This is a genomic window from Paenibacillus sp. FSL W8-0187 (assembly GCF_037969755.1).
Taxonomy (GTDB): domain Bacteria; phylum Bacillota; class Bacilli; order Paenibacillales; family Paenibacillaceae; genus Paenibacillus_AQ.
On the sequence record NZ_CP150206.1, the window covers coordinates 6579407 to 6605400 of the forward strand.

Consider the following 25994-nt stretch of genomic DNA (forward strand, 5'->3'; position numbering starts at 1 on the left):
TGAGTTCATCCTGTTGAATCACCATTTATTGTTTGCACATACAAATATAATGGATTCCCAAATAAAAGTAAAGCGGCAGATTCCCCCAATAACCCTGGGAGACCTCTGCCGTCATTTTATTAGGTGTTTGCTTCTTCATGTTGTGATCCTGCAACTGCTTGCTTTAATGCTTCTATTCGACGTGGCTCTGATCCATGTACATGACTTCCCACAGATGGCCATCCGGATCCTGGAAGCTCCAGCCATACATAAAGCCATGATCCACCGGATCATTGGAAGGCGACCCTCCTGCGGAAAGCGCGGCATTAACGATTTCGTCCACCTGCTCCCGGCTTTCGGCGGATAGTGCCAAAATCACTTCCGTAGTGTTGGCAGCATTCGATAGATCTTTCTTAGTGAACGTCTTGAAATAATCCTCGGTGAGCAGCATGGCAAAGATGTTATCGCCGATGACCAGGCAAGCCGCATTTTTGTCCGTAAATTGTGCGTTAAATTCAAAACCGATTTTTGAGAAAAAGTCCTTCGTTTTCTCCAAGTTCTTAACAGGTAGGTTCACAAAAATATTGTCGCTTTTCAAAGCCATTCCGAATCACCTCTTCGATTTGATAGATTCATCTTAGCATGAGCTGCAGCACGACATTTCTCTTCATTTGCTATGTTCAATCCAAGCTACGGGAATCCAGCTGGCGAAGCATATTCAGAATCCAGTTGCTTAACAAAACGCAGCAGCGATTCAGTCGACTGTAGCTTATAAACTCTTACCCGAAAAAAGGATGCCTCCAGGCCGTGTTAAAACTCGCCTGAGAGACATCCCACTTTATTACGAATCCATGTTAGTTAGATAAACCCACTGCACGCAGCAATCTCATGACGGTTACCACCGTCTGAGCTTTGGTTACATGAGATTGTGGATCCAGCTTGGAGGCGGATACGCCTTGCATAATCTTCTGCTCCACGACGAAAGCGACAGACGACTTCGCATAAGACGAAACCTTGGCGTGGTCTTTAAATTTGTTTAACAATCCTTGGTTAGCTTCGTTCTTCTTGCCGGCATAATTCAGCACATTACTCAGCATGACGGCCAATTCCTCACGCGTAATCAAGCTGTTTGGATCAAAGATATCGCCTGAGCGTCCCTTCACTAATCCTGCCGCTTTCGCAGCTGCAATCTCTCTGGCATACCGGGATTTCGGATCTACATCCTTGAAGTTGGCAAAACTGTCGTCAGGCAGAATACCCAGCGCCTTCACCACAATGGATATAATCTCGGCACGGGTAATCTGTTTATTACCGCCGAAAGATCCGTTACTTTCTCCAGATACGATCAACTTGGCAGCAGCCTGCGCCACGTCTTCCCGTGCCCAAGAAGGGATCGCGTCACTAAACCGGATATCTTGCTGAACCAGAGCATAAATACCGCTGCCGGTTTTCTTGATTTCAACAGTTACCGTGCCATCCGCGTTAACTTTAAACAAGGTCGGAACGGATCGAAGCTCCTGGGTACCTGGTGTATAAACCATTCCGGTAGCACGTTTTACATTTATCTTTTTCGCATCGACGGTCATAAATTCGCTGACCTGGGTTTTGCCGAAATGCTTCAGTTCGGTCGTTGTCTTATCCGCGTTTATTTGCTCAAGCTTGAACGATAGCGGATTGGCTAGTACCTCTCCTCCCTTAAGCAGTGTCTCCATGCTTGCTGCATCGGCAGCCCCCGGAGAAACAATCGAGACTTTCACAGGACCGGAAACCGTAATCAGCGAAGCCGGAATCCGATATTCTGTCCCGTTCACGATAATGGAAAGACTGGCCTTGGCTCCTTTTTTCGCAACGGCTGCGATGATTTCTTGCGGAATCTCAACCTCAGCCTGCTTCGCACCCGCACCCGCATGGATCTGGAAGTTGGAGGAATCCGAAAGGTTAATGCTGTTAACAGCTGTAGCCGTAGGTATGATCACAACAGCTTTATCGCCATGAAGCGTGACGTTTGCCTCTAGCTGATCTTTGGCTTTAGGCGGTTGTGGCGTCGAAGGCGTTGGTGAACCAGAGCCTCCCGATCCTCCCGATCCTCCTGATCCGCCGGAGCCGTCAGATCCACCCGAACCGCTGTTTGAAGTCGTTACGCTAAGCGGATTCGAAGCGCTGGAGACGCGGTTAATCTCATCCCCCGTTTGATCTACCGCAAGCACATGAATCTTGTAGTTCGTCAGAGAGCTAAGGCCATTCACGGTATAACTATTATCTGTAACCGAGCCTGACAAAGCATTATTTACATATACTTCATATCCCGTTGCGCCTGCCACAGCATCCCATTTCACCTGAATGGAGCTTGAGCCGGCACTTACCCTTGAGAGATTCGCCGGAGCTTGGAGTGCTGAAGCATTGACTTTGCCGTCGATCGGCAAGTCGTGAATGAGCTGAGTCGTCAGCGTTTTGTTGCGGTCGCCGCTGATATCCCAGCTCATAACGCCTGCTATATCCAGCGACTTCACGATAGAAGCGGTGTACTTCATAGTGTTCTTATCGTTATAGGTGATAAATACTTTATTTTGATCGTTGTACAGGTAAGGCACCTTGGCTGATTCGTTCCAATATCTCTTATAGCCGTTCTTGTTGATGTACTTATTCTCGAGATCGCTAAAGTCGAAAATGCCCTGTTCCCACGATTTCAAAACAGTCCCGCCCTTATTGCAAGTCTGATACTGACCAAGCTGACCACAGCCATCCCAGCCCTTACCGTAGTAAGGAACGCCTACAATCAACTTATGTGTCGGCACTCCTCCGTTCAAATGACCTAACAAACCGCCAAGCACATGATTTCTTGGAGCGGAGGACCTCAAGAGAGCTTTATCATAAAATAATGGTGAATTATGATGACCGAACGGGTCATCTTTGCCACTGTAGTCATAAGTCATAATATTAATGAAATCCAGATACTGGACGGAATTCGCAAAGTCTGCGTTAACGGTAAAGTTATCTCCCTGACCGGAAGCAATCGTCAGCAGATAATATGTTCCATCCTCAGACCCTGCAGCATCCAATGCCTCGCGTACGGTTTTCATTAATAATGTGAAGTTTTCTTTGTCCTCCGGTGCTCTGGAGTTTTCCTCCGCCCCGTCTTCGACCGGGTACTCCCAATCGATATCCAAGCCATCAAACTTGTACTCCCGGAGGAATTTCACAGCAGAATTAGCAAAAGTACGGCGTGTTTCTTCCGTCATGGCTATATTGGAGAAATTTTTAGACCAGGTCCAGCCACCTACTGAGACCATAAGTTTCAAATGAGGGTTCGTTGCCTTGATGGATTCAAAAGCTGCGAAATTCTGAAAATCAAATGTCGGATCTCCAATCACAATTTCTCCGTCATGGACGTATCGATCCTGTGCAGGAATATTAGGATCTTCGCAGGCTCTCGGCCCGCTTCCGTATTTTTTCCAACAAATATCGGCGAAGGCATAATTAATGTGAGTGATCTGTGATACATCCAAGTCACCAGGATGAAAATTACGCTCTTCGCTACTAGCTGACCAAGAAGTGTAGTACGTAATATTGTTATAATTGCTGCCAGGAACTACCGACACTGCTTCGCTTTCAGGCGAAGTCCATAGGCCGTTATGGCCCACTACCTTATACGAATAGGTCTTTCCTTCTTCCAGTCCAGCAGCTACATACCGACTCCCGCTACTCGAACCAACCTTTACTCCATCCTGATAAATATCATAGCTTGTGACCCCAGGCACCGGTGCCCAGCCCAGTGAAACCGTAGATCGTGTAGCCGTCACTACCTGTAACCCTTGAGGTTGAGCCAGTTCCCCCCACTTAAGGGTAACGGCATTACTATTGGCGGATGCTTCCAAAGCTCCATTTACGCTTCTCTGCGCGCCTACTTTAAAAATATAAGTCTCTCCTGCTTCCAAAGGTCCATAAGTAGCCGTGGTAACGGAGTTTTCCCAAGTGCCGCCTTTCCATGCTCCATTAATATAAATGTCATAAGCTTCGGCTCCAGGACTCGAACCCCAACTCAGCGTAACCGTATCTTCCGTTACATCGTCAATTTTAAGATGGCTTGGAGGAGTCAACGGTGCATCTTTATATTCAGCTTCGTCTTTGGTTGTGGTGAATTCCAATACATTGCTTTTGTGTTCTTTTTTCACGTCGCCGTCCCACGTAATATAGATTCTGTAGGTCGTTTCAGGTGTCAATCCGGTCACGGCGCGGGTCCAATAATTGCCCCATGCCAGCCACTTGCCTGAATCCGCGTCCCACACCTGTATATTGTTTTCACCTTCGACGGGTTTGAAATCCCATTGAAATATCGCCATATTATGAGAGACACTTTCAATACGAAGATTCTGCGGTGCCAGCGGATCCTGGGCTTCATTGGTCTGGGCTTTATACGTTGAGTTCGTTACTGTCGCGGGCTCTAGGCCGGAGTTAACTGTGGAAATGTCAGTAGAAATGTCTGTAGGAGGAGCACTTTCTGCTGCATAGGATGCAGGCGCGTTAAAGAGTGGCGTAAAAATAAGAATAAGGGCCAAAAAACATATCACCCATTTCGGGTGCTTTTTCGTAATGAAGGGTGTCACCGTTTTCACCTCTGTTGATTAAATTTCGATTGCAAATGATACAGCATTTCAATGAATGTCTGTCCCTCGGTGTCATCGAGTGTTTCTTTGATGACTTGCCTATTTTCGCATATCGCTCAAATCCAACTTGTATTGAAAGCGGTTACTGATTTTCCCAGCTCAACTATGTAGAGTTCAGTCCCCCCTCTCTCTACTCATGATTGAATCACTGTCCGTACGCTCTACTACAGCCTCCTTTCTTGAATTCATTGTTATTCAATAAATATTCATATATTTGTATCATGGAACCTACACCATCGATTGAGAAGGGATACATTTCCATAAACATGGGGTAAATTCTTGTAATTTTATATTCTGTTAATAAATTCAACATGGATCGAATCTACCGGTGAAAGCAACACGCATAATGCCTTCAAATAAATATCTCTATTACGTTAGAATTAATAAATTCTGATATACTATTGTTAATTGAGGTACTGTGTTGTACGATGTATGTGCGGAAGGCAGGTGTGAAAGACGGAACGAATATGACGTATATATGAAAAACAACCAGTTAACAAGGGTATTTCGAGAAAAACAATTCATTTAGGGGGTTAACATACATCTGAAAAAAGAGGAACTTACTGCTTGTTAGGACAGAATCGCGTTGGTAAACCATACAATATTAATAAAGGAGAGGAATACCTTATGAAATTACGTAATCAAATTACATCTGCAAGTCTGGCCCTTTTAATAACTGGAAGTGCCCTGCTATACACATCGCCAACCTCAATTGTAAAAGCAAACCCCACTCAAAATGTATCTAGTTCACAAACAAGCACTCAACGAGATCATAATTCCGTCAAGCAAGCCATGCGGGATACATTGCAACTTGGATTCCCGGGGATACTTGCTAAAACTTTTGAGGGTGGAAAAACGTGGGGTTATGCGGCTGGGGTAGCGAATCTGAGCACCAAGAAACCAATGGAAACAGATTTTCGCTTTCGCATTGGCAGCGTGACGAAGACGTTCACTGCAACGGTTGTACTTCAATTAGCTGGAGAGAACCGCTTGAATCTAGACGACTCCATTGAAAAATGGTTGCCTGGTGTCATTCAAGGAAACGGATATAATGGTAAACAGATTACCATCCGGCAGATATTGAACCATACAAGTGGTATCGCTGAATACTCAAGGTCAAAAGACGTTGATTTTATGGATACAAAAAAATCGTATTCGGCTGAAGAAATAGTGAAGATGGGGATTTCTTTGCCCCCAGACTTTGCCCCAGGAAAGGGCTGGTCTTATTCAAACACAGGATACGTATTACTAGGTATTCTTATTGAAAAAGTAACCGGAAACAGCTACGCGGAAGAGATTGAAAATCGGATTATTGAACCGCTTGAATTGTCGGATACATTCCTACCTGGCAATTCAAGCGTTATTCCAGGCACCAAGCATGCTCGGGGATATTCCCAACCAGACGAAACAAGTGAGATAAAAGACGTTACTTACTATAACCCAAGTGCAGGAAGCTCGGCTGGAGATATGATTTCTACTGCTGACGACTTAAATAAATTCTTCTCTTCCTTGCTCGGTGGCAAATTACTGAAGGAACAGCAACTAAAACAAATGCTTACTACAGTTCCTACAGGAAGAGCAGGAATGGATGGATATGGTCTTGGAATCTTTGAATTTAAGCTTCCAAACGGTGTCTCGATGTGGGGACACACAGGTGGCATTCTAGGGTTTTCTACGATTGCTGGAGGTACACTTGGAGGCAAGCATACGTTGGTCGTCAGTTTGAACAGCTTGGGTAGAGATAACAGTCCTAATCCTTTTAAAAATATTTTACTTGCTGAATTTAACAAGTAGGCAAAAAGGAAAAACGTAGCAAGCGATTCCCTCTATTACGTTGAATAAAAAAAACTGATGTACTATTGATATTTGATGTACTGTGTTGTACGATGTATCCGCAGGAGGTAAAATATCATGAATATCGAAGATTGGAAATCACAAATTAAGCGAGGAACACTCGAATTTTGTATTCTATTGCTAATAAAGCAGCGACCATATTATGGGTATGAAATCATAAGTAAGTTAGAGCAGTATCCTATTGTTGCTGCAAAAGAAAATACAATTTACCCCCTGCTTAGAAGATTATTGAAAGAAGAATATGTATCTTCATCTTGGCAAGAAAGTACAGAGGGTTTGCCACCGAGAAAATATTATTCCATTACAGAAAAAGGAAACGAATACTTAAACGCTATGTCCTTAGAATGGGATAATCTATTAATTGCTATAGCAGATATTAAAGGAGTGTGAAATTTTGGATAAAATTACGAATGACTATCTTGAAAAGATTGAAAAGTATTTGAAATCCATGTCCGATTCCGAACGTATGGACATTGTCAAAGAAATCAAAAGTGTAATGCTTGAATTGCAAAATAATGGTCTATCTTCTGAGCAAATCATCGAGCGGCTAGGAAACCCAAAAGAATTAGCGAAAGCATACTTAGGCGAAGCCATTTCAAAGAACAGTAAATTTAGTTGGCGCAAATTCGGTGCTATATTTGCATTTTGTAGCAGCTTTGCAGGCATCAGCGGTATGTTTCTTCTGCCTCTTCTCAGTACTCTTTCCATTGCTTTAATGATTAGTGGAGTTATTACACCAATAGGCGGAATTATTAAATTTGTTGGGCATCTTATGGGATATGATATTGCCGGAATAACAATCGAAATGGGAGCATATACACCAAGCCCAATGCTGTTCTTACCCATTTCTATTGTGATTGGTGTGTTGATGTTTTGGTTTGGGAAAGTATTATGGAAACTTACAATTAAATACATACAGGCCATTAGTCAGAAAAAGAAAACATTGTATTAATAAAAAAGAACTGGACCCGGCGGTCATTCATAGACCAACCGCACCCCGTTTTTACTATGATGGAAAAAGAGCCCTTCAAGAGCTCTTTTTCTTTTATTTATGCATTGATATCAAACCGATTCATCGAATCGAACTTAAATGCTCATGCTTTAATTTCCATAAGCCATCAGCATCGCAAACGAACACATTCGTTGCTCTCCCGCTTCCGGCCGTATATGTCCCCTGATGATAACCCTCAAAGTGATAGGTATAAATACATACCGCCAAATGAGCATCACTCGCTATCCACTCTATATCCTCCGCCCGGTATACCTCATCCCGAATAACATTCCAGGCATGTTCGAAATATGCCCGGATCTCATCCAACGTATGACAGCTCCGATCCGAAAACCAATAGACCGCTTCTCCGTCGAGCAACCGGGCTACATTGTCAAAATTATGCGTATTCGTAGCCGCTATGTATGCCTCAAGTGCCTTATGATATGACATCGTTCCACACCTCCCATTCCTCAAATAGGCATATAAGTTAATAAACAAAGTATAGTACAATTTTGTTCAATGACGGATCATTCCTGGTTATTTTCATATATCTGTGTTTATGTTAATGTCCTTAACATTTTGTTTGAAAATTTGCCTTTCCTTCCAAGACTGCATTCAAGAATTTCTTTGACTTTTTCAATCGCTTCTGGATCTCTTCAATTTCTTTGATTTTTTGTTCAACCATTTTTGTCTTTGCCTCGTATGATAAATTAAGTTGTTGATTTACTAGCAAACTTAATTCTTCTATAGAAAAGTCTACGGATAAAAGTGCCTTCACATCATCTAGAAACTCAACAACCTCTTCAGAATAAACACGATAATTATTAACATCTCTTTTAACATAACTGTCTGGAATTAGGTTTTTACGTTCATAGAATCTTAATGTTGATATGGGCAGACCCGTTAATTTTGAAACAGCGTTTATTTTCATAATAGGACCTCTTTATTTCTTGCTATAAACCTAGGTTCATAGTTCATAATACGAAATATGATAACGAACGACATACACAATGTCAAAAAAATCTAATGTTATCAAGAGGAGAGGTTCTATGTTTAACCATATTCAAAACAATGATTTCGCCAATATCGTTATGGGCCGACGTTCTGTCCGTAATTATGATGAGAATTTTAAAATATCGAAGGAAGAGATGAGCGAAATGATTTCGGAAGCCAGTCTGGCTCCATCCTCTGCAAATATGCAGCCTTGGCGTGTAATTGTGGTCGATACTCCAGAAGGAAAAGAAAAGCTAAGACCTCTTGTGCGTTTCAATACATTACAAAATGATACTTCATCAGCTATGTTATTAATTTTTGGTGACACCCAAAGCTACTTATATGCTGAAGAAATTTACAATACAGCCGTGGAACAAGGAAAAATGCCAGCTGAAGTACGAGATCGTCAACTCGAAACCATTCTGTCCATGTTTCCGACCCTATCAAAAGAAATGAAAGTTGAAATTGCAAAAGTCGATAGCAGCCTCTTTGCAATGCAGTTCATGTTAGTAGCTCGTGCACATGGGTACGATACGAATCCAATGGCAGGCTTTGAAGTTGATCAGTTAGCAAAAGCATTTGATTTAGATGAAGAACGCTATGCTCCAGTCATGATGATTTCAATAGGAAAAGCCAAAGAGGATGGGCATGAGTCTCTTCGATTAGGTTCTGACAAGATTACATTTTGGAGGTAACCATTATCCGTAATCGATTCACCATTCTTTCTTCAAAATCACAAACTCAAACTGCAAGTTTATATAGAAGCTTACTGTTAAAGGATCAATAATCGAAAACTCTAAAGCTTGTTAAGCTAACGAAAAACTCAATCAAAAAGAAAAAGGGAGCCGGTCATTGTGATCGGCTCCCTTGGTTTCACATAAACTAATATTTCATTCCATGAATTATATTTTGTTTTTATAAATGACTTTGTCCACATCGTGTCTAACAGTTTTATGGCCTTGTTTAATTCCTTTTCCAATGGCTATCAGCATCACATCTTCATACCTGTCAGAAATCTGTAAGGCCGACTTTAATTGTTCGGAATCATACCCGGACATGGTAATCGTATGAAGACCCGCCTCGTTCGCCAGTAAAACTAACGACATAGACGCCAGGCTTGCGTCTCTTACTAATTCGAGTTTTAAATCTTCTTTGGATTTATTTAGATAATACTGGATTGCCGCGTTGGCTAAATAGTCTCTTAAGGATGCGTCAAAATACCCCTTTTGGAATCCATCTTCATGAATATTGATAATATTTTCTTTTTCAAATGCTTGATAATCGCCTAGTACAACGATTAGTACGGATGCTTCTATTACCTGTTGCTGATGAAAGGCAATGGGGAGTAACATGTTCTTTAAATCCGGTTTGTCGATAACCAGGTACCGTGTTGCTTGAATATTGTTTCCGTTGGGCGATTTACTGGCTCCTTCAATCAAAGCCGCCAACGTTTCCGATTCCACTTTATAATGGGGATCATAATGCCTGACAGAACGTCTTTGTTCTAATATCTCTCTCACACTCATTGTGCTCACTCCAAATGTTTTATTTGCTCCATATTCCGATTATAATGGACCGTAAAGTGGCAGAAAATAACGCACAATAAAGTGGGTTAGCCACCTTTATGTGCCTATTCAGGAGGAATACATAATGAACAGTCTCAATACGGGAATCAATATTTTTATGAATACGGTAGGAGGAAAGTGGAAATGTTTAATCCTCTTTTTCCTGAGTCAAAAACCAAGGAGAACCAAGGAGTTCTATCAGCTCATGCCGACCATAACGCAGAAAGTCTTAACCGATCAATTAAAGCAGCTGGAAAAAGATGAGCTTGTCCGAAGAGAAGTATTTAAAGAAGTACCGCCTAAGGTAGAATACAGTTTAACTGAGCTGGGCCAATCCTTCGTCCCTGTATTAAATACAATGTGTGAATGGGGCAACACCTATGCATTCGCACAAAACCTCGAAAGAGAAGAACAAATCTGTAGCCAGCATAAATAGGTGGTGCATAAGAGGCGCGAAAAAAAAACGAGCAGACGAATGATCGTCTGCTCGTTATCTATTTGTTAAACTCCTTCATTCGTCTCATTCTCCGGAGCCTGCTCTTGCTCTTCCGAAAGCGCGCTTTCGTCGGACAGCTCATAGGAGACGCCATCCACTACGACCTTCTCGACTAGGGACACGTCAAGTGGTTGATCCAGCTTCAGGGTGACCTGACTCGCGTAAGTCTGGTTTTCCTGAGTGTCACCAGCACCTTCAGAAGACGGAACGTCTTCGTCCTTGGCTGTATCAGACGAGCCTTCCCCTTCTGTTGTCCCAGTATTCGGCTCCGCTTGATTCCCGGTTGAATCAGTCTCTGTCCCTGATGGGTCGGTATCCGCTTCGCCCGTTGTGTCATCGGCGCAAACCCGCGATAATTCAGGGCTGGCGGCCTCAAACAGCGTGCTTGCGTCTTTGCCTACAACCTGTAGCTTATCCACACTGAACTCCCGGCAAGCCGCCGGCTGTTTAAAATGGAAAGTCAGTTCGGTCTTGCCCTCCTGCTCGCCTTCCTCCACCACCGTCGCCGTCAATAACGGCTTTTCAGGGACGATATTAGAAGAAGCCGGAGGTGCTGTAACCGGGGGCGTGATGACCGGATTCGGATTAGCGTTACCGTCCGCAGGTCCTTTGCTTTTTTGGATCATCATGAAGGCAGCACCGGCAATAACGATCACCACAAGCAAGGAAGAAGTGATTTTTACGAACCGCGAATGCTGTCGAAACCATCGCACCAACGGTGAAGCCAATTCGGCCCTGACCTTCGTATACACCGGTTTGAGGATGGGCGCAGGCGAATTGAAATACGTTTTCGCATAATCCTTATTCTTGAAGGCTTCACGGTCATAGGATTTGAAATAATGAACGATAGCGGCGGCATAAGCCGGAACAAGTCCCCGCGGTCTAACGAATACCGGCTGCTCGGCAGACCACTTAATATACTGGTATACCACTTCTGGACTCTGACCGTATCTGTGCAAATAATCAAGCAAGCCCCGGTAGTCTACGGCACTGGAACGAATCTCCGTGCAGAAGGCCAAGGTAATGCTATCAAATCTGGATGGCACCACATGGTTCTGCAGCCACTTTCGCATGATTTGTTGGGTTCGTTCCCGCTCCTCGGCTGACAGATCTGCCAGCACCTCCGCTTGAACCTCTTCATGGCTGGACCACTGGTAAAGGGCGAGCATGACTTCCGCCTTGGACCGAATCCGGGAGTCAAAACGCTCTACCCAACCCTTGAACTCCTTCGGCATTTGCAGAAACCCGATATCCAGCAGCTGTTTCTGACTTAATTGCTCGGGCTCCAACTCACGCAAAAGAAAGAGGTTTGCCGCATAAATCAAACGGTCTGCAAATGCAGTTCCGCCTTGGTAACGACCCATTCCCTTCTGAGGATGGTGCTCCAGCGAATCCAATTGATCCAGCACGGCGTTGACCGCTCTCACCGGGTCCGGATCTTGCTTAAGCTTATCGACAAGTTGGGCTTCCGCTAACCTGATATAATTCTCCTGCTCCAGCAGGAGAGGGTGATTCCGAACCCACAAGCCGATCAGATCTACCAAATCCGTAGGCGACGCTGCTTGCTGCATGCGCGTTTTCATATATGGATCGAACATCAACGCCGGCAGCCCCGGACTGGTCAACACCCTGGCATAGAAGGCTCGGCTTAAGGCCGGGCTGCCCTCCAGCAAGTCGTAAATCGCCTCGGTCACATCCTGGCGTTGCTTCGATAAGGCATTATTTAATGAGCGGATAAAATATTCCACAATCAGATCCTGATGCTGCCGGGGATTGATGCCGTAATAATCCTTAACGAATCCGGCAGTCGCTGCATCCGGAACCTGTCCGCCTTTGATAAGCTCGAATTCCTGGGCAAACAGGGCGTGGAACAGCTGATCCAACCGTCCCTTAGAATCCAGGGCGCCTGTCGGCTTCAAATAAAGCAGCAAAGCACGCAGCACAGTATGTTTATGCTCATGGTACAAGCCCTCTTGGCCTTCTTCAATCTGGAACAGCATACATAAATCGTCGTAGCTATCCAGCAAGATCCCAAGACCCGGCTCCATATCCGCAAGCATCTGCTCGGCGAAGGTAAAAAAGCGCCCTAAGCGATCGGGGTCCAATAGCGTCTCCCATGCAAAATCAAGATAAGGCTGCTCGGACCATTTCAGATCGACATTAATGACCCTGCCGGCAGCGAGCTCAAACAAATAGTCCTTCTCAATGCTCCGGTCGCCTAGGCGCAGGCTGCCCTTCTCTACGAACATGAGGTGAAGTCCCTTCTTGCTCTGCGGCTCTTTGGCATAGGTTACGAACCCAAGCATCCGGCGCAGCGCATAGGGCAATCGGCCAAACAACACAAAGAGCAGCTGCTCCGCCTTCGCGGACAACTGTTCCACCGGGACATCCAGAACGATATATACCTTTTTCTTCCCTGCAGCCGCGGATATGCATGCATAGAGCAGCTGCTTGAATATCTTCTCGTCGATCCCAAGCTCCTGCAATAAGGCTGGCGTCTCCTTGGATGAGATAGCGGCTTGAGAGTCCGCCTGAACCGGAATGGCAGGAAGCTGCGGAAGATCTACCCCTTCTTCGATATCGTAATGATCGGCAAAGGAGGCCTGGAGCCAAGTTTGATAAGCGGAATGCTCATCTTCAAGAAAACCGTCGGGAATGACATAATGATGCGTAAAAAAGGCACTGCGAAGCCCCGTAAAGTCCGCAGGCTGAAACACGCTTCGCCCTAGCACCGTGTCCCCTGTTTCCGTATGGAACAGATGAAGGGCGGCCGGATAAGCCGCCGCTTCCCTCTCGCTGCGTGCTGTCAGCTCGGCTGGAGCTTCGTATTGGCAAAAGGGATGCAGCACCTTTTTGATAAAGGAAGCCTCCAATCCGGACGAACGAGCCACCGTATCAAAGCCTTCGGCTGAACGGAATATGCCCCGGCGCTCCCGCGTGTACATTTGCTGCTGTATGGTTCGGGATGGGAAATCCGGCACTAGTCTTCCCTCCCCTGAATATACTTCAGCTTGTACAGAAGCCAGATGAACGGCTCATCGACCCGAATCGGGCTGACAACGCTTTGCAGCTTCTGATCGACAGGGTTGCTGCCTAGAGCCGACACGGCAAAATACGCTGTATTGGAAAAGTATACATCCATCGTTCCCTTGAACGGACGGTCGACCTTCTCGATAAAACGGCGGATCTCGCCGTCAATATTTTCAAATTCGGTCAAATTCATAAACTTGCGGTGCACCACATTGTTAAAGATGTTGCTGTTCAGCTTCACGTATTCGCCATCCTCATCCTTAAGCGCATGAAGCATGTCGCTCTTGGTTAAGACGACGGCTGTCGGAATATCCGTCTTGCCCTTGTCCTCATAAGCGATGAAATCGCCGAACATCGTCAGCACGACATCCCGCGGCTCATCATACTGGGACACCCATTCACCGGGCTGGTCACCGAATTTCAGGCGAATTTTCTCCCGAATGGAGCGGATTTGGAGCGGATCCACCATAAACAGAATACCCGCGGAATTCTTGATATGCTGTCCGTGAAGTCCCAAGTAATCCTCGTCCACCATGCCCTCACCCGCTACGTCAAAAAATACGAGGGTTAACGGCGGCTTGGACTCATCCTTGAACACGAATTGGAAAATGAAAGGCTCCTGCATCTTCTCCTTCTGCGTGGATGCCAGCAAATCTCCGCGCTCAAATAACGGCTCCTCATAGCCCGTACGGAACTTACGGCTGATCTCGGCATTCAGCGGCATGCAAGCTGCATCGAAATGATCCGCCGTCGTATGCTGCAGCGTATGAATTAGCGAAGTCATATAGACCGACTTGCCCACTTGCGAAGCACCGATAATCGAGATAATGTTGCTCGGCACCTTTCCTGCGGTCACCGGAAGCTCATTATGGCATTTCGGGCATAACCGTCTGCGCGTAACGACACCGTAACGGTCATTCAATCCAACCAGCACGTGATCGGAATAAATGTGATGCTCCTCCGGTATGTCGCTCGGCCGGATAATCGCTTCAATATCATAAACGGAATCCAGCCCAAAGCGTTCCCGGTACCGATTCAGCTCATCATCTTCCCCAAGCGCATAGTCCTCGTCATCCTCTCGATCGTGCGCAGCCCGGAAGACAACCTCCTTCGGAGCAAACTTACTGAAACAATAAGGGCACACAATATCATAGAACAGCGGCTTTGGCTCCGGCTCCGGTTTTTTCTTGAATATATCAAAAATGCCCATCCTTTGTACCTCCCTCTGAACCCTATGAATTACACACTGATGCGTTCATCGTGGTTACAGTGTGTTCTCTCTCTATCTATAAACGAGCTCATACCGTTGTCCATACTTCTTACCATCCGTAAAAAACAGGCGAATATAATCGTTCTTGCCTACCTCAATCGCAGGCAATTCGTTGCGTCCCGCTGCAAAATCCGTAACGAAAGGGTACAAGATGCCGTCTTCCTTGTTTACCGGATAAGCCCCCTGCTTCTTTACGTAGCATAAAACGTCCTTGGGTACCGGCACTTCCGCCGTCACCTGAATTTCAATCGTCTTATAAGGCTGCAGCCAGCGGCTCTTTTCACGAATGGAATATACCAGCATAGCTTTGCCGGTGCTGAACTGAATGCTGTTCGCTTCATCCGGCTGCCTGATTAAGGCCATCTCTCCATCTTCGGAAGACATGGCGTATACCGTATACGTGATCTGGCCAATTCCGTCCACCCGGTCCCGATACCCATTGTTCGCCTTGTACTCGTCTCGGGTATACAGGCGCAGGCTGCCAGGCTCTATAGCTCCAGCGGGCGGACCGAATCCATCATCCATCGCGCGGTGAATATATACCGCCTGAAGACCTGGCGGCCAGCTCCATCGGAGCGTACAGTAGCCCTCGTCTAATTGATAGCTTAATCCCTGAATGACCCATTCTCCGGGCTCCGCATTTTTAAATCGCATATCGAACGCCCCCTGCTTTAAAATCCTCGGCTTGTTGAATCATTCGGCCGATGCCCTCGTCCCGTTCGGCCTGGCCGCTGCTCGTTACGAATGATCTTGCTGTTCTCCTTAACCGGAATCACCAACGTGAACAAGGCGATGATCCCTGCGAGGATGAAGCAGGCCAGCAGACGAACGAAGGCATCCCTGACCTCTCCCCCGGATAGGCCATATTCCAGAACAACGCCTGCGAGCACGCCGGATACCGCGCCGCCGATGCTGAAGCTACGCGCGAGATGACGGTTATCAAACACAATGCCGAGGGCCAGGCCCGTGGCAGCGCCAATGAGCAGCATCGCAACGACTCTTACAATCTGATAATAAACGCTATCTTCCATCGCGCCTGTACGTTTCGTCAACAGGGAACGATCCCCGACGTCGTCATAGATTTTCTGGAAGATAAAAGACAAATCTGCCGCATTCTGCACGTCGTAATATTGCCCGCCCGTTTCGGCCGCTATCGTCTGAAGCAGCTGGGCGCCATCCTTGTAGACAAGGCTGAGGCCAATCGTATTCACCGCGATTTGCTGCTGTTTGTAGTCAGCAAGCACACGCGCATGATCGGTTTCGCTAAAGCCGTCCGACAGCATAATGACCATGGCGCTTCGGCGGGCATCATGGCTCTCTTGGATATGCGTCATGGTATCCTCCAGCGCGAGACTAATGTCCGTGCCGCCATCATTCGTTTCCAAACTGTCAATCTCAGCGATGATCTCATCCTTGGCTTCCTGGTTCTTCACACGCGTAAAAGGCTGCAGCAACGTTGTCGCATGATCAAACAGCATCACCGATACACGGTTATCCTCATCCATGCGGTTAATCAGATTTTTGGCCGCCGTATATCGGTCCTGATTCGGGTCCGTGTCTTTCATGCTGCCCGAATTGTCAATGACCAACACGATATCCTTCACCGGCTTGGCGCTGCCCGGGTTCAACTGGTACACCCACTCAAACAGCATGCCAAGCAAGAACAGTGCCACCAACGTGGATGGAATCAGCAGCTTCCATGATGTGCCTGTGTATCGCTGTCTCCATGAGCTCCCGTTCAAATGAGGGGAGATCAGTTCTGCGATTAAGCAGGCCAATCCGATGCACAAGGCCAAAATTCCGAAATAGATCCCTGTAACTACGATGACGGGAAGCCCTGTCCCCCATTGGCGGAGCAAAAATTCCCCAATGGTAAATCCGATTCCCCCACCGACTAGACTAAACAGCAGCAGGAGAGGGTTTATTTTTCGTTGCACAATACACGCCTACTCTCTGTATCAGAATTTAAGAACGCTAGCGCAGCTCAGGAAGTTGCGCCGGTTCCATTCCATGAAATTCATAACCGTTTGCCGTATAGGTCTCGTAGTAGGTTCTGCCATTCCGGTAGTACATCAGATCCTCCAAATGGAAACCTCCCATCAGGTTCAGCTTCTCGACTCCGCTGGAGCGCTTCTCGTGCACGATGCCAAGCTTGTACACCCGTAAAGCTTCATCGGCATGGATCGCATAGCGGACAAATTCGCTGTCGGCATCGCCGAAGAAATATTTCTCCTCATATCGATGCTCCTGCGTATAGTCAAGCAGCCTGACTAACGTAACGGAGTTCTCCTCCAGCATCCGGTAAAGCACCTTAAACAGATCTTCCTTGGCAAGCACCTGCTTATTATTGTAGTCGATGGTTACGTTCGCTCGCCGCAGCAATTCTTCCTCGAAGGTCTGCACGAACGGCTCTGCCGTCAATAAATCCCTCAGACAGACCCGGATCATGCTCGACAGGATTGGTTCCGTTCCTTCATGCGTAACGATGGAGAGATTGCCGACATACCGTTCTTCAAAGAATACTCCCTGGCCGCGCTTACTCTCCAATTCCAGCATCAGCTCTTCTGTCACAAGACCATAATACTCCATCAGGTTCTGGCCGATATAATCGTCTGCGGTACGGATGCTCAACTGGGCTGCTTCCAACAATTCCGTTTCAAGCTGGTCCAGCATGTTCGCCTGCTGCTTGTAATGACGGTGAATCCGTTCGAGCTCCACCTCATAGAGCCTGTACAGCGCAAGCTCCGTTTCCAGTAATAAAAGCTCATACTTGCGTCGATAAACCTCGCCCACGAAATATCGAATGAAATGGCGCACATTCTGTTTATCCCTAAAAGGAAGCTTCTTGAACGGCTGACTTTCCACGCTTTCCTCATAATAGCGGTTCAGTCCGTCCTGCTCGGTCTTCAGGAGTCTGCCGAGATCCCGGATTCGAGAGCGGACCGCTTCAAGCAGTATCCCCTCTCCCGCCTTGTCACTCGTCCACTCCACGATTTGATAACAACCGATTTGCGGATGATCCGCCAAAGTGCGACGAAGCGCACTATGAAGCTCTTCAGCGGTGCTCATATCGCTAAGTCTCTTTTGGACCTCCAGCTCGTAATTGCTATGAAAAAATTGCCTGCAGCCATCCCCGAACAATGCCTCTTCAGCTTCACGAATGTTCATCCGCTTCAGCCCGGCATAACTGACGGGGTGTGACATCATTCCCTTTAGCCCATCCAGATGCTCTGCGTCCGGCAGCATCCGGTCCGCTCTTGCCGCTACGGCCTCCGCATCGAGACCAAAGTAGTTCAGGCATTCATGAGCCTCCGGTTCCGTCCCACTCTTCATGCGAAGCAGCAGTCCGCGGCACAGATGATAGAGGACCGTTAGCGCAATCGGCTCATTGGGCCTCTTCACCCGGGCAAAGCCAGCGGAGACAAAGCCTTGGCGGCCGGATTCCGTCATGATATTGCTTTTGAAAGACGTATTGTTGTAAATGCCCCGGATTCCGTCATAGGTTGCATCCTTCTGCTTCCGGTTCTTAAGCAAACCCAGATGGCAGATGATATCATAGATATCCTGCATCCCGGCGTAACCTGATATGCCGCGTTCATTCTTATCGGACAGCACATAGACGAGATCAAACAACGGCGAGGCCGGGTGAACGACCGGAATCGTCAGCCCATCCTCCGTGACCTGCAGCGGTGCGGAGAAGCTGTATTCCCGGCTCTGCATCAGCTCCAGCTCCCGCAAGAAGGCAACACCCACGGAGCTCGCATAGCCATAAGATTCAATCTGCTCCCTTTCATTAATGAGCGCATACAAATCCATTTGCACAGACTTGAATGACTGCTGGAAAATCGATTCGGCCAGTAATGAAATTTCCGGTATAAACACATTAAACGGGTCGTCGACCCGTGTAATGACAGACAGATGAATCCGGTCAAAGGATGAATAGCTGCGTCCATAGTCTGCGATGTGGTGGCTCAGCTTCCGAATCGCTTTATTCAACCCGGCCAGGTGATGCGGGTCCCGATAGAATCCCTGGTATAGTTCCTTGCGTACGGACTTGGATGCGCCGTCTGACTCCGGTAAATGAAGATGATAACGGTGAAGGCGACCGGAGGATTCGGAGCCTTTCGGCTCCCCCCCTCCATCCTGGTCCGTTCCCACATGCAAATAGATGACACTTGCGCTGTTGTCCCATTTGCGATCATGTATCTCCATAATCGGTTCGATTGCGGACGCCGTCTTATCACCGATGAACAAGTATACCTCCGGGTAGTGGATGCTGCTCTGATCATCCTCCATCAAGGTAAGCTGCTCTTCCGATTTGGCATAGCCGGCAGCATACTGGCGAAGAATCTCCCTCATCGTCTATTTCAACCTTCTTCGGATGTCATTTAATTTCGAAGAAACCTGTCTGTAGAACTGATAACGCTCTTCGCCGTCCGCAAGCTCCACCTTCTCGTATTCAAGCCGGTCGCGCGTTTCCAGGAACCGCTCAGCCAATTCTTCCAGCTTGGTAAGCAGCGGCGTAATGTCCTCGGAAGCGGTCAGCTCCTGATCGCGGCGGGAGGATTTGCGCAGCAGCGTGCTCCGGCTTTTCTCGTCCAGCTGACGGAAGTGCTTGTAGACTTCATACTCCACGTCATTCACGCTTTTCAGCAGATTGGCAAACGGCTCCCAAGAGTCCTCTTCCGGATCGCGATCATAAACGAAGAGCGCCCCCTTCTTCGTGATGGTTCCGGTATACAACGCCTCAATAAATTGATCAAGCCATTTCTCCTCATTCTGATTATCGCTGATCAGGAGCTCGAACTCCGTGACTTTGGCCGCGATGGCGGCATATTTCTTCAGCTCTTCCCGCACGCTGCGGATCATTTCAGGCGAACGAATCAGATTTTCCTTGGCCATCTCCTCGTTGATGCTGTTGAAAATATCCTTGGAGCCCGCCGGCTCCAGCCCCTCGTTCAGTAGACGCTTCAGCTCGGTCCATGCCCGCTTGACTTCGCCAAGGTTAGGCTTGGGACTATCCAGCTGCAAGTCATAAGCACGAAGCAGCTCGTTCAGATCAAATGGCTTCGTAAACACGACCGCATAGCGGCTGCTCGTGTTCTGGTCAACATCCTTCTGGATGACGATCTTAAACTCAAGCGCCTGGTTAAATTCAGCACGTACCCGGGCGTTATAATCCTGAACCCGCGGATTGACGTAGGTATCCCCCCAGGATTTCTCGGGAATCGGCGATGGCAGGTACGTCCAATTGTTACGATCCGTCTGCACTAAGTGACGTCCAACGCCTTCCTTGTCCATGATCGTGCGTTCGTAGCTCTCCTCATAAACCTTAAGCGGCGTATAAACGAACAACGGCACGCCGTTCTTTGTATTCAGCCAGAAGATCCGGTTCTTCACTTCGCTCTCCTTCACGGTGAAGTGAGACTTCCCGACCGAATTATTCTGATAATTGCGAATCCCTTTCAGAATGCTTGGTGCCTGTACAGGCACGGACACAAAGCCCCACGAAGGGAAGTACAAATTGCCTGCGCTGTTGCTCAGATGGAAGACCGGCACGGCTTCATCGTCCAGCTTGCTGGCGATGTTGCGCTCGACAAATTTTTCGATGGAATCCTCCTGCCCGAATTTCATGACGAGGAAATCTTCCATCGAGCGGGTAATCAAATCGCCGAATTTATCGGTAAGAAACTCCGAAATGGATCGGACGATATCGATCTCCTGCTCACGCGTCCAACGATTGGCATGGCTCAGCAGCTCCTGCGCGAAATCGCGGATGAGATCGTCCACATCCTTCTGATCCATGATTTTGTTGATGACGTCGGAAATATCGGGCACGCTGACCAGGTTCCAGTAATACGTCTTATTCCCTTTATGATCCTGCTGTTCTTCCCCGTTCACGAGAATGTCGCCGTTCTTGGCGAAGATCGAATTCAGGGCATTCAGAATTTCCGTATATACGCTGTAAATCCGGTTGTTCTCCTGGTTCAGCAGATCGTATAAATCCTCATAGAACTCAATCATCTGCTCGGTGCGTTCCACATCCGCTTCCAGCCAATATTCGTTGATTTTGGCTTCGATATAGATGTTTTTCTTCTTGTCCTTCGAGACAAAAGCGCTCTTCGCATCACCCAGACGATCGATCGCCTGTTCTCTGGCCGACTCGATGTCACGAGGAATGCGGGTCAGATTCTCGCGCAGCGCTTCGATGTAGGACAGAAGCATTTTCAGCAGGCTGAAGCCCTTCTCCGTATAGATCAACCGGGACACATAGAACGGTCCTTGCTGTGGATGCAGGAACATGCGGCGGATTTGATCGCTGAACTGAGCCACGATCTCGCCCGGCAGTTGCTTCTTCGCTTTGATATACTCCTCGCGGGCTCTCGCCAGGAAATTCTGCTCCAGCTCCGTGTCCATATTGATAACCTGGTTCTTCACGACGTTCGCATAGCTGAGCCGTTCGCTATTCTGGTATCCGGGTAGCGGCTCCGGTACGCGAGACTCGAAGTTCTTCGTCATCGAGTCCAGGTCGATGCCGAGCTTGCTTGCGAATTTCTCGACGTCCTCCTGGCTTGGCGCCTTCTCAAACATGGTTTGCATTTTGCCGAAAACGCGGTACGCCAGATATGTGGTCATCTCTTCAATGGGTAGAACAGCTGAAGATGCGCCGATGATGTTGTAGTCGTAATTGGCAGGATACGCCTTGTTCATCTGCGCGATATTGGTACGGATGTTGCTGATATAGTCATGGATCGCAAACTCTTCGCCGGACTGTTTTTCCTCGCTCGCCATGAAGTTCGTGATATTCTCAGCGGTGACATTCATGCAGTAATCATAGGCGTTCTCCAGCAGTTTGCCTTCCGTATTCGTAGCGGAAATCAGATGACAGAGATTAAACGGAGGCAGCGGAGAGTTCACGGTCAGAATGTTGCCGTACTGCTGCTTGAACCGCTCGCCTCTGGCATCCACGTTCATCCAGTAGTCGAGCTCTTTGAGCGCGGCGTAACCGTTCTTCTTGATGTATTCGCGCGTATGTTCGCTCAAGCTTTTGTTCGCCAGATTGATATCCGGCGTAAACAGATAGCCAAGCGTGTTCACGCGGTCGATCCCGGCAGAGCCGTGGTCGCGTTCAATAATGCCGCGAACGATATAGGCAATGTCCAAGAAGCAGCCGCTGCCTGTACCGCCCGACAGCCCCGTCAGCAGGAAGACCATCAGCTTTTTGTTCGTGCCGACCGACAGCGTTTTGATCTTCTTGTCGATCGCCTGCACCACTTGCGTAATTTTCGTAAACAATAGCAGGCGGCCCGCTTGGCGCACACCCGCTGCTCCGTTCATGCCATCGGTAATACTCAGCTCGGGCGACAGCCAATCTGTAATGTACGGCTCCAAGATGCTGCGGTTCTGGAGAAGCCCTCCGATCTCGGCATTGGAGAGAAGCACGAATTCATTGATCGGATCAAGCCCGATGCCTTTATAACGTTTATTCTTATCCTGCTCGTTGGTCTCAAACGCCAGAAACTCCACATTATCCGGCTTGTCCATTCTCTTCTTGGACAACGGATCCTCTGGCAGCTTGAAACGGCGGTTAATCTGATATTTCAAGCGCAGCAGCGCATCGATTCCCGTCCCTCCAAGTCCGATAATAAGGATCGGATTGTCGATCGTATCCACCCGTATTTTCTCGCTGACAATCCCGCCTCCGAGTGAAACGTCAAGCTGTTGTATATGTTCTCTAACTACCGGTTTCATAAATTCCCCTCCTGATAGGTCATGGCTTTAAGAGGTTGTTCAAAAAGTCCGCTTTTGATAAGAAAACCAATCGAGGTCAATTCAAGGACGAGCGACCGCGATTTAAAGGTAGGTTTTCTTGCGATACAGAATTTCATCAGCGTAGCAAGATAACTTATAAATTCTATATCCAACACGAAGTGAATCAGGAAGCAGCCCTTTTTGAACACGCACTTTAAGCCAAATATTCAAATAATATCGTTTTGTCCGCCTGCTGCAGGGAAACTCTCAGCCGGTCTCCGTTCTTCAGCTCGGTCCCATTCGTTGCATCCAGAGCGCGTCCGGACTTTTCGATTACAGCTGAAGAATTGTTCTTAAGTATAATGCGGTCGTTCTTGCCTGGCATGAACAGGATTTTCTCGGTCTCCTTCAGTTCCGGAGCAAGCTGCAGAAGCTGATGCAGATTGAACTTCCCTTTGAACGAAGCCAGCTTCTTGTATTGCGGAAAGGTCTTCTCGCCGGTGTTCTCATCCCTGATCTCGATCACGATCTGACCGACAAACCCTTTATTCGCTTTCTTAATTGCGCCGAGTATGAAATATGCAGCCGCTCCAACAATGAGCAGCGCCGCGATGCCAATGATTACGGGCCATATTGGAAAAGGTTTCGTTTCCTCGCCCGCGGTCATCTCCTTCCCGCCGCTTCCGGAGCCGGAGGCTGCCGCCTTCGCACTAATCTTCACAGGCGCGCTTTCGCGGTAAAAGCTCTGCTCCTCCGCCCGTACCCTCAGCTCGTAGTCGTGCTTCTGCGGAATCTTGTAACTCCCTTCAAAGCTGCCGCCTTTGTTCTCAAGGTCGACCTCCGACTCGTCCCCGGTGTCCAAGTCCTTAACCAACAGCTTGGCCGTCATATTGCCGTACTGTTCCTGGTCCTGCAGCTTTTGTCCATTGCTGACAAGGTACGCGTTAATGTCAATCGTATCCCCTGCCTTTACCTTAGAAGATGGGGGAGGATCCATGGTCAGCTCCAGATCGTAGTTGAATACGAGGTTAATGTCGATTTTGTCTTTAGATACGCCTTTTACGTGCAGCTTCCAATCGCCTTGCTGCGGCTTCAGCAGCTTGAGCAGCGAATAGGAATTGGAAGTGGATCGCAGTACATTGGCCGAAGGAATCGTTTGCTCAGCTCCGGCGGGATCGACAAGCTTCACGTCGACGGGGCTGGAGGACATAATGGAAATATTCGCCTCCAGCACGTTCGCATTCGGCACATGAACCGTAACTTCCTGATAGGTTCCGTTGCCGGTAATCGATTGTACCGGAACGATCTTAAGCTGCTGGTGGCTGGCAAAAATCTCGCTTAATATTTGCGGAAGGTCATCCGCCGAACTGGTCGTAAAGGATTTGCCCCCCGTTTGGTTGGCCAATTCAGCCAACGATTCTTTATTTAGCTTCCCGTCGGCATTCAGCCCAATCGTATAGATCGGGATGCCGCTTCCCTTAGCCTCCTTGACGGCTTGGGCTAAATCTTCTGAAGCCTCCTGGCTCGTCTTGCCTGTGTTAGGATCCAGGTCATTGTTACCGTCGGCCAGAACAACGATCATCGGCGCATGCGCCGGGTCCATTCCCTGCTTCAGCACTTTTACGGCTTCATCGAGACCTACGGACATATCCGTGTACGGACCGCGATCCAACTGATCAATAAACTGCTTCAGCGCGGTCTTATCTGCCTCCGACTGAATTTCAAGCAGCGCTTTCTCCCGCTGAATCCGATCGGTATAGGAAACGACGCCGACCTTGTCGCCTGTGGTGGCCAGCATGTCGATAAACATCTTCATCGCTTCGCTGCTGATCCTCTCCGGATCACTGTTTTTCATCGAGTTGCTGGCATCCATCACCAGTACGGCATCAATCTTGGAACCTTGCGAAGCAGCCATTGCCTGAGGCATGGTTCCTCCGCTCCAGGTCAGGATCAGTAGTACCGCTACCATCAAAGAGAGCAGCCATTTATTTTTACGTAACATTGAATTACTCCTTCATCCATTTAGTCTAGCATCAGGTGGATGCCTCGGTTCAATTGTCAGACCATTAGTCTAACTGTAGGCAATAAGTCTTAAAATTACATGAAAGAAAGCTTAAAAAACAGTAACGGGAGCATCCATTTCTCTGGTGTATTTATATAGAAAATACCATGCTAATCACTAAAATATACCAGCACTATGTCCATATGATATAATTATACCTGCCAAAGTTCAACATCATCAGTCGTATCACCCGGACTTAGGACACAAGGCTCACCCGCCATTTTCGAACAAATACGATGCCGAGAGGAATAGATATATGATTACATACGGATGTCTCGGGATTTTGTTTCTTTTTGTCATCATTAAGATCACGGCCTACTTCAAGCGTAAGAAGAACGCCCCGACACCGGAGCAGCTGCATCAGACTCTGCTTGAAGTTGCCAACTCAGAGAGGGAACAGCATGGATAAGAAAAAGCCCGTACAACTTCGTCCCTATAATAAAACGAGATATGTCTACCAAAAGTTAAGGGTTTGCAAACATTGCCACAATTTCACGATTCTTTGGGAAGACAGCTGTGCTTACTGTAAACGGAACGCCCTTGTCCCTGTGATGGAACTTGCAGAGAAAATGGCCAAGCGTTCCATGCAGAGTGACCGACTTCTCTTCTACATTATAGGGCTCTCTGCCGTACTTCTTAGTCAGACCTTCTTGCAGATCGTGATCTCCTTTGCTTGTATGGTGGTCCTGCTCGCATGGTTATGGCTGATCCAGCGGCGAGTGCTGCATTCCGAGACCCTGTACGCTCTGAACAAGCTTATAAGATCTCATCAAAAACAGATTCATGAGGGCCTGGATCTGAACAAAGCAACGGCTTCTGCCGCCATCAAGGAAGATGCCCAACTAGGGTATGAAATCGTCAGGGAAATTGCCTCCTTGGTTCGGAATGACCGCATCCGTCTGCAGCAGATCGTTCTCCTGCAAAGCTTCAGCTTGCGCAAGGATATGGAGCTTGAACTCGAACCGCTATTGCTGGATGAGTTTGATCCGGACCTGGCTGCCTATATCGGTGAAATTGCCAAAATTAAACGAGAGTTGATTAACAGCAAAGCGATCCAATACCTGCTCGAACATGAATCCAGCATTTTACGGATGGAGCAAGGCAGGCAGATTATGATCGACGCCGCCGGGGCAGCGGTACGGAAGAAAAAATATATCGATACGTTCCCTGATTTTATTAGCCGCTATGCGGATGGATTGCCGAGATATCGCTTCCTCCGCTTGTATCAGATCGTACGCCGCAATCCCGGCTTGTCATGGAACGGACTACGGGACCGGGTATCGGCCATTTATAATGAACACTACCGCTCGGACCCTGATTTTCAAAAATGGGATTAGA

The 25994-nt window shown here is 47.7% G+C and carries 19 protein-coding genes; 7 read left to right on the plus strand and 12 right to left on the minus strand.

All coding sequences use genetic code 11. The annotated features are described in order from the left end of the window. Nucleotides 1-172: 172 nt before the first annotated feature. Nucleotides 173-583, minus strand: a complete 411-nt coding sequence (locus MKY48_RS29860) for a VOC family protein (protein ID WP_339268260.1) — start codon at nucleotides 581-583, stop codon at nucleotides 173-175. Between the two features lie 250 nt (nucleotides 584-833). Further along, nucleotides 834-4535 (minus strand): glycosyl hydrolase family 18 protein, encoded by a 3702-nt coding sequence (locus tag MKY48_RS29865; protein ID WP_339291800.1) that lies wholly within the window; start codon nucleotides 4533-4535, stop codon nucleotides 834-836. Between the two features lie 735 nt (nucleotides 4536-5270). Here MKY48_RS29865 and MKY48_RS29870 point away from each other — a divergent pair. From MKY48_RS29870 to MKY48_RS29880, 3 genes are all read left to right on the plus strand, one after another. Next, a complete protein-coding gene (locus MKY48_RS29870; protein ID WP_339291801.1) occupies nucleotides 5271-6437 on the plus strand; it encodes a serine hydrolase domain-containing protein in 1167 nt (388 codons plus the stop codon). Between the two features lie 117 nt (nucleotides 6438-6554). Then, nucleotides 6555-6887 (plus strand): PadR family transcriptional regulator, encoded by a 333-nt coding sequence (locus MKY48_RS29875; RefSeq protein ID WP_339291802.1) that lies wholly within the window; start codon nucleotides 6555-6557, stop codon nucleotides 6885-6887. 4 nt (nucleotides 6888-6891) lie between these two features. After that, nucleotides 6892-7449: a DUF1700 domain-containing protein gene (locus tag MKY48_RS29880; protein ID WP_339291803.1), complete on the plus strand. Its 558-nt coding sequence runs from the start codon at nucleotides 6892-6894 to the stop codon at nucleotides 7447-7449. Between the two features lie 120 nt (nucleotides 7450-7569). Here MKY48_RS29880 and MKY48_RS29885 read toward each other — a convergent pair whose 3' ends face one another. Together MKY48_RS29885 and MKY48_RS29890 are read right to left on the minus strand one after the other, a co-directional pair. Further along, a complete protein-coding gene (locus MKY48_RS29885) occupies nucleotides 7570-7938 on the minus strand; it encodes a nuclear transport factor 2 family protein (RefSeq protein WP_339291804.1) in 369 nt (122 codons plus the stop codon). Between the two features lie 121 nt (nucleotides 7939-8059). After that, nucleotides 8060-8419: a MerR family transcriptional regulator gene (locus tag MKY48_RS29890; RefSeq protein WP_339291805.1), complete on the minus strand. Its 360-nt coding sequence runs from the start codon at nucleotides 8417-8419 to the stop codon at nucleotides 8060-8062. 118 nt (nucleotides 8420-8537) lie between these two features. Here MKY48_RS29890 and MKY48_RS29895 point away from each other — a divergent pair, with 118 nt between their 5' ends. After that, nucleotides 8538-9176 (plus strand): nitroreductase family protein, encoded by a 639-nt coding sequence (locus MKY48_RS29895; protein ID WP_339291806.1) that lies wholly within the window; start codon nucleotides 8538-8540, stop codon nucleotides 9174-9176. Between the two features lie 207 nt (nucleotides 9177-9383). On the opposite strand, the gene MKY48_RS29900 is transcribed toward MKY48_RS29895, so the two are convergent. Then, nucleotides 9384-10007 (minus strand): nitroreductase family protein, encoded by a 624-nt coding sequence (locus tag MKY48_RS29900; RefSeq protein ID WP_339268271.1) that lies wholly within the window; start codon nucleotides 10005-10007, stop codon nucleotides 9384-9386. Between the two features lie 124 nt (nucleotides 10008-10131). Here MKY48_RS29900 and MKY48_RS29905 point away from each other — a divergent pair, with 124 nt between their 5' ends. After that, the gene (locus MKY48_RS29905) at nucleotides 10132-10482 is read left to right on the plus strand and encodes a helix-turn-helix domain-containing protein (RefSeq protein WP_339291807.1); all 351 of its coding nucleotides are present in this window, start codon (nucleotides 10132-10134) and stop codon (nucleotides 10480-10482) included. A gap of 65 nt (nucleotides 10483-10547) precedes the next feature. Here MKY48_RS29905 and MKY48_RS29910 read toward each other — a convergent pair whose 3' ends face one another. The 7 genes from MKY48_RS29910 to MKY48_RS29940 all read right to left on the minus strand — a co-directional run bounded on the left by MKY48_RS29910 (nucleotide 10548) and on the right by MKY48_RS29940 (nucleotide 24596). Beyond that, nucleotides 10548-13523: a hypothetical protein gene (locus MKY48_RS29910; protein ID WP_339268273.1), complete on the minus strand. Its 2976-nt coding sequence runs from the start codon at nucleotides 13521-13523 to the stop codon at nucleotides 10548-10550. Further along, on the minus strand, nucleotides 13523-14782 hold the full coding sequence (locus tag MKY48_RS29915; protein WP_076325289.1) for a hypothetical protein: 1260 nt from the start codon (nucleotides 14780-14782) through the stop codon (nucleotides 13523-13525). The genes MKY48_RS29910 and MKY48_RS29915 overlap by 1 nt, the downstream gene beginning before the upstream one ends. Before the next feature lie 72 nt (nucleotides 14783-14854). Then, on the minus strand, nucleotides 14855-15496 hold the full coding sequence (locus MKY48_RS29920; protein ID WP_339268274.1) for a beta-mannanase: 642 nt from the start codon (nucleotides 15494-15496) through the stop codon (nucleotides 14855-14857). Between the two features lie 17 nt (nucleotides 15497-15513). Continuing rightward, nucleotides 15514-16779, minus strand: a complete 1266-nt coding sequence (locus MKY48_RS29925) for a vWA domain-containing protein (RefSeq protein ID WP_339268276.1) — start codon at nucleotides 16777-16779, stop codon at nucleotides 15514-15516. 37 nt (nucleotides 16780-16816) lie between these two features. Further along, complete coding sequence (locus MKY48_RS29930; RefSeq protein WP_339268277.1) at nucleotides 16817-19201, minus strand: transcription initiation factor TFIID; 2385 nt, start codon at nucleotides 19199-19201, stop codon at nucleotides 16817-16819. A gap of 3 nt (nucleotides 19202-19204) precedes the next feature. Next, on the minus strand, nucleotides 19205-22594 hold the full coding sequence (locus MKY48_RS29935) for a tubulin-like doman-containing protein (RefSeq protein ID WP_076325285.1): 3390 nt from the start codon (nucleotides 22592-22594) through the stop codon (nucleotides 19205-19207). 214 nt (nucleotides 22595-22808) lie between these two features. After that, nucleotides 22809-24596 (minus strand): vWA domain-containing protein, encoded by a 1788-nt coding sequence (locus MKY48_RS29940; protein WP_339268279.1) that lies wholly within the window; start codon nucleotides 24594-24596, stop codon nucleotides 22809-22811. 316 nt (nucleotides 24597-24912) lie between these two features. Between MKY48_RS29940 and MKY48_RS29945 the strand changes: the two genes are divergently transcribed. After that, nucleotides 24913-25065 carry a hypothetical protein gene (locus MKY48_RS29945; RefSeq protein ID WP_179090714.1) on the plus strand — a complete coding sequence of 51 codons (153 nt, stop codon included), beginning with the start codon at nucleotides 24913-24915 and terminating at the stop codon, nucleotides 25063-25065. After that, nucleotides 25058-25993 carry a hypothetical protein gene (locus tag MKY48_RS29950; RefSeq protein ID WP_339268281.1) on the plus strand — a complete coding sequence of 312 codons (936 nt, stop codon included), beginning with the start codon at nucleotides 25058-25060 and terminating at the stop codon, nucleotides 25991-25993. The genes MKY48_RS29945 and MKY48_RS29950 overlap by 8 nt, the downstream gene beginning before the upstream one ends. The last annotated feature ends 1 nt before the right edge of the window (nucleotide 25994 follow it).